Origin of the sequence: Pseudonocardia sp., from assembly GCF_025965585.1 — a bacterium.
Taxonomy (GTDB): Bacteria; Actinomycetota; Actinomycetes; order Mycobacteriales; family Pseudonocardiaceae; genus Pseudonocardia.
Genome location: NZ_JAOPWR010000185.1, coordinates 1 through 4,564, shown reverse-complemented (window position 1 = coordinate 4,564; position 4,564 = coordinate 1). Strand labels below are relative to the sequence as shown.

The window sequence follows — 4,564 nt, the reverse complement described above, 5'->3', positions numbered from 1 at the left end:
GCGGTGGTGCTGCCCCGCAGCATGGTCAGCGAGTCTGCCGCGATGAGCTCCTCGGCGGTGGCGCCGAGGAAGCCGCGCGTCCATTCGGGCACCTCGTCGCCGACGACGAAGACGTTCATGGCGAGCTCGATCCCCTCGGCCCGCTCCCCCGCGGCCTCGCGCAGCTGCGCGGCCATGGCCGCCACGTGGTCGCGGGTGGCGCGGGCGTCGGCGGCGAGGGTGACGATGTCGGCGGTCTGGGCGGCCAGCGCGATGGCCTTGGGCCCGCCCGCCGCGACCAGCACGGGCGTGTGTCGCTCGCCGTCGAGCTCGCGGAGGTGCGTGATGGTGTCGGCGACCTGCCGCCGCCGCTCCGCCGCGGTGCCGTAGGGCAGGCCGAGCTGCGCCGCCTGGTGCGGCACACCGCCGTGCCCGGTGCCGATGCCGAGGTCGAACCGGCCACCGGTGAGCACCGACAGGCTGTGTGCCTCCCACGCAGCCGCGCGCGGCGCTCGCAGCGGACTGGCCAGCACGAACGTGCCGACGCGCAGCGCGGTGGTGACGCTCGCGGCCACCGCCAGCGACGGGAACGGGGCGAGCAGCTGCAGCCCGTCGGGCATCAGCAGCGTGGAGTACCCCAGCTCCTCGACGCGCCGGGCGGTGGCGATCCAGCGGTCGGGGCCACCGTCGGGGGTGGCGACGACGCCGAAGCGGAACGGGTGTGTGTGGGTCATGCCCTGAGCATAGACATCTATCGCTTAGATATCTAAGCTTCCTCTGGTTGCCCGATGTCCCTCCCGTACCGCTCCAGCACCCGCGCGCGCATGCGTTCGTCGTTGCGCGGCACGGGCTCCAGGAAGATCTCGTCGAGCTCGGGGAACTCCGCACGCAGCGTCGTGTCGATGTCCACGCACGCACGCTCGACGTCGGCCGCGCCCAGCGCGTCGTCCAGGTCGAGGCGGGCGCAGAGCAGGACGCGGTCGGTGCCCAGCATCATCGTGAGCAGGTCGACGACGCTGTCCACCTCGGGACGGGCCGCGAGCCGGTCCCGCACGGCGAAGACCAGGCGGCGGTCGGCCTGCTGTCCGATCAGCAGACCCTTGTTCGTCCGCCCCAGGATGTAGGCCACCCCGCTCAGCAGCAGCCCGATCAGCAGCGACGCGAGCCCGTCGAAGAAGCCCGACCCGGTGAGCTGGTGGAGGCCGACGCCGGCCAGCGCCAGCACCAGCCCGACGAGGGCCGCACTGTCCTCGAAGAACACCGTCTTGACGGTGGGGTCGTCCGTGGACCGGAGGAACTGCAGCGCGGTCTGGTCGTGGGCCGCGGACCCACTGCGCACCTGCCGCGCCGCCTGCAGCCAGGAGATGCCCTCGAGCACGAACGACGCGCCCAGGACGGCGTAGGCCACCCAGATCAGCGTCTGCTCCTCCTCGCCGCCGATAATCGTCCGGATGCCCTCGTAGATCGCGAACAGCGCGCCGGAGACGAAGATGCTGACCGCGGCGATGAGCGCCCAGAAGAAGCGCTCCTTGCCGTAGCCGAAGGGGTGGCGACGGTCGGCGGGCTTCTCCGAGCGGCGCAGCGCGGTGAGCAGCAGGCCCTCGGTGACGGTGTCGGCCACGGAGTGCGCCGCCTCCGCCAGCATCGCCGCCGAGCCGGTGAGCAGCCCGGCCACCAGCTTGAGCACGCCGATCAGGGCGTTGGCGCCCAGCGCGACGAGCACGGTGGCGGTGCTCTCGCCTCCACCGTGGGAGTCGTTCTCGGCCGCGCTCTTGTCGTCGGACACGGCGCGAGGGTACGGGCCGCGCCCTACGGTTGGGGGATGGAAGAGATCGTCCACCGCACCGTCGACGTCGGCGGGCTCGGCCTGCATCTCGTGGAGGCCGGTCCGGCCGACGGCCCCGTCGTGCTGCTGCTGCACGGGTTCCCGGAGTGCTGGTACTCCTGGCGTCACCAGCTCGTCGACCTCGCCGCGGCCGGCTTCCACGTCGTGGCCCCCGACCAGCGCGGATACGGCCGAAGCGACGCCCCCGACGCGGTCGACGCCTACACGGTGCTGCACCTCGTCGGCGACGCGATCGGCGTGCTGGACGCCGTGGGCGCCGAGCGCGCGGTCGTGGCCGGGCACGACTGGGGCGCTCCCGTCGCCTGGCACACCGCGCTGCTGCGGCCCGACCGGGTGCGCGGCGTCGTCGCACTGTCGGTGCCGCACCTGCCGCGGCCGCCGGCCCCGCCCACCGCGGGGATGGCCAAGCGCTTCGGCACGGGCTTCTACCAGCTGTACTTCCAGGAGCCCGGGGTCGCCGACGCCGAGCTGGGCGCCGACCCGCGGGCGACGTTCCGGCGGCTGCTGTCGGCGACGTCCGGCGGCGGTGATGCGGCGTCGCTGACGGTGCCCCCGGGCGGCGGGTTCCTCGACGCGCTGCCGGAACCGGCGGAGCTGCCCGGCTGGCTCACCGACGACGACCTCGACGTCTACGTCGCGGAGTACGGCGACCGCGGCTTCACGGGCGGCTTGAACTGGTACCGCAACCTCGACCGGAACTGGGCGCTGACCGCGGCCTTGGCCGGGGCGCCGATCACCCCACCCGCGCTCTACCTCGCGGGCGACCAGGACGTGGTGGTGGCCGGGGTGCCGTTCGAGGGGCTGGTGGCCACGCTGCGCCGCACCGTGGCGGACCTGCGCTCGGCCGTGCAGCTGCCGGGGTGCGGGCACTGGACGCAGCAGGAGCGTCCGGAGCAGGTCAGCGCGGCGGTCGTGGAGTTCGCGGCCGGCCTGGCCCCATGATCGGCAACCGTGACATGCCGGAGCGCGGCTCGCCCACATGGCGCCCGCTGGTGGCCGCCGATCGCTCGGCGGCGACCGTTGATCGTGCAACCGCTGTGGGACCGGTCACCGACCGGATGCCCCCGCTCGACGGAGCACAGGAATCGCCCGAAACCCGCAGAAGCCGCAGCCGTTGAGGGAGTGACCGGGGCCGGCGGAACTGGGGAGCCTCCGCCGGCCTCGGTTGATCACACAGCTCCCCGCACCGCTCACTGCAGCCGGAAGACCGGGTAGCCCGGAGCGATCTCCCGCAGCGTCTCGTCCGACGCCGACGCGTCGACGCCGTCGAAGAACACACCCACCTCGAACTTCCACCGCCTCAGGTAGGGCCGCAGGATCGCCGGCTTCTCGTCGTCGGCGAGCTCGACGGCGGTGAACTCCTCCACCCGACGCCCCACGCGCAGCTCGCCGCCGCCCGCGGTCCGCATGTTGCGCACCCACTGCGTCAAGCCGCGGGGCGCCACCAGGTAGCGCACGCCGTCGACGGTGAGCAGGTTGACGGGCGTGGTGCGCCACTCCCCGCTCGTGCGCCCGCGGACGGCCAGCACGCGGCTGCCCCAGACGCTGATGCCGAGCCGGGTGAGCCCGGCGACGACGTCGTTGAAGATCTCGGTGAGACGGCCGGGGCGGGCGTAGCGGGCGTCGGCGGACATCGCGTTTCTCCTCTGAGCCAGCGAGAGCAGTGCTCTCGTCTGCACACAGTGAACACTCAGCCGCTCGACACGTCAAGAGCAGTGATCTCGTTTTGGCCGGACGCTCTCAGGTCTCGTGCAGTTCGAGCTCGAACGCGTCGTCACCGACCCAGATCCGAAGGCCCTCACCGTCGTCGGTGATATAGCCGTCCTCCTCCTCGCCCATCTCCCGCGAGGCCCCCAGTGCGAGCTTGCTGAGCTCGATCTGCCCGTCCCCGAGGTCCACGGGCCGGTACTCCCGAGCCAGGCGCGCGGTGCGGCTCTCCGTCGCCAGGAAGATCGCGTTGTCCTCGCCGACCTTCGCGATCCATCGATGTTCAGCCATGCCCGGAAGTATGCGCTGGATCACACCCTCAAGGTCAACCCGCGGGCACGGCCTCCGGAACGCGGACGTGCACCGCCCACGTCCGCCGCGGCCGGCGTAGGCGTGCCGCGAGCGCGAAGCCGGCGGCCGTCGCTGTCGCCATCACCAGGCCGGCAGCTAGGCTGAGCAGCGGATTTCCTCCCGTCAGCGGTCCGAGCAGCATCCCGACCGCGAGCATGTAGCCGCTCCACACAGCCGAGCTCGCCAGCGACCAGAGCAGGAACGGTCGCAAAGAGAGACCGAAACGACCGGCCGCAGCCGTACTCACCAACCGCCCGCCGGGCACGAACCGCGCCCCGACGAGCGCGACGCCGGGGCGCCTCACCAGGTGCCTGCGCACCCACAGCGCCAGCCCGCCGTGGCAGCTGCGGGCCACCAGCTCGTGCGACGAACGGCCCAGCGCGAACACGAGCAGGTCGCCCAGCACCGACCCCGCGACGGCCGCGAGGAACAACCCGACGACGGCGAGCAGGTCGTGGCGGCCTTTCGCAGGCGGGACGCTCCTCGCACTTCGGGCATCGCCCAGCGTGACAGACCCCGCCCCGGCGACGGGCGGGACCGCACCGTGGCCGGTGTCACCTCCTCGGAGGCTCGGCGGCACGCCCGGTCGCGTTACCCGCTCCCGATCGGATGCCGGCGGCGTCCCGTCGGGTGGAACTGCCGCCGGAACCCCGGGTCCCGGTCTACGGTCGGGTCTCACTC

Annotated in this window: 6 protein-coding genes; 1 reads left to right on the top strand and 5 read right to left on the bottom strand. The window is 72.8% G+C overall.

The features are described from left to right. A partial coding sequence (locus tag JWR81_RS11880) for an LLM class flavin-dependent oxidoreductase (protein WP_297650541.1) occupies window positions 1-713 on the bottom strand: 713 nt, incomplete at its 3' end. 32 nt (window positions 714-745) lie between these two features. Next, window positions 746-1,765: a cation diffusion facilitator family transporter gene (locus tag JWR81_RS11875; RefSeq protein WP_297650539.1), complete on the bottom strand. Its 1,020-nt coding sequence runs from the start codon at window positions 1,763-1,765 to the stop codon at window positions 746-748. Between the two features lie 36 nt (window positions 1,766-1,801). Here JWR81_RS11875 and JWR81_RS11870 point away from each other — a divergent pair, with 36 nt between their 5' ends. Continuing rightward, window positions 1,802-2,767 (top strand): alpha/beta hydrolase, encoded by a 966-nt coding sequence (locus tag JWR81_RS11870; protein WP_297650536.1) that lies wholly within the window; start codon window positions 1,802-1,804, stop codon window positions 2,765-2,767. Window positions 2,768-3,015: 248 nt separating this feature from the next. Here the strand turns inward: JWR81_RS11870 and JWR81_RS11865 are convergent, their stop codons facing one another. The 3 genes from JWR81_RS11865 to JWR81_RS11855 all read right to left on the bottom strand — a co-directional run bounded on the left by JWR81_RS11865 (window position 3,016) and on the right by JWR81_RS11855 (window position 4,463). After that, window positions 3,016-3,459 carry a nitroreductase/quinone reductase family protein gene (locus JWR81_RS11865; RefSeq protein ID WP_297650534.1) on the bottom strand — a complete coding sequence of 148 codons (444 nt, stop codon included), beginning with the start codon at window positions 3,457-3,459 and terminating at the stop codon, window positions 3,016-3,018. 106 nt (window positions 3,460-3,565) lie between these two features. Then, window positions 3,566-3,823, bottom strand: coding sequence for a hypothetical protein (locus tag JWR81_RS11860; protein ID WP_297650532.1), 258 nt, complete (start codon window positions 3,821-3,823; stop codon window positions 3,566-3,568). Window positions 3,824-3,857: 34 nt separating this feature from the next. Further along, complete coding sequence (locus tag JWR81_RS11855; RefSeq protein ID WP_297650530.1) at window positions 3,858-4,463, bottom strand: VTT domain-containing protein; 606 nt, start codon at window positions 4,461-4,463, stop codon at window positions 3,858-3,860. Window positions 4,464-4,564: the final 101 nt, after the last annotated feature.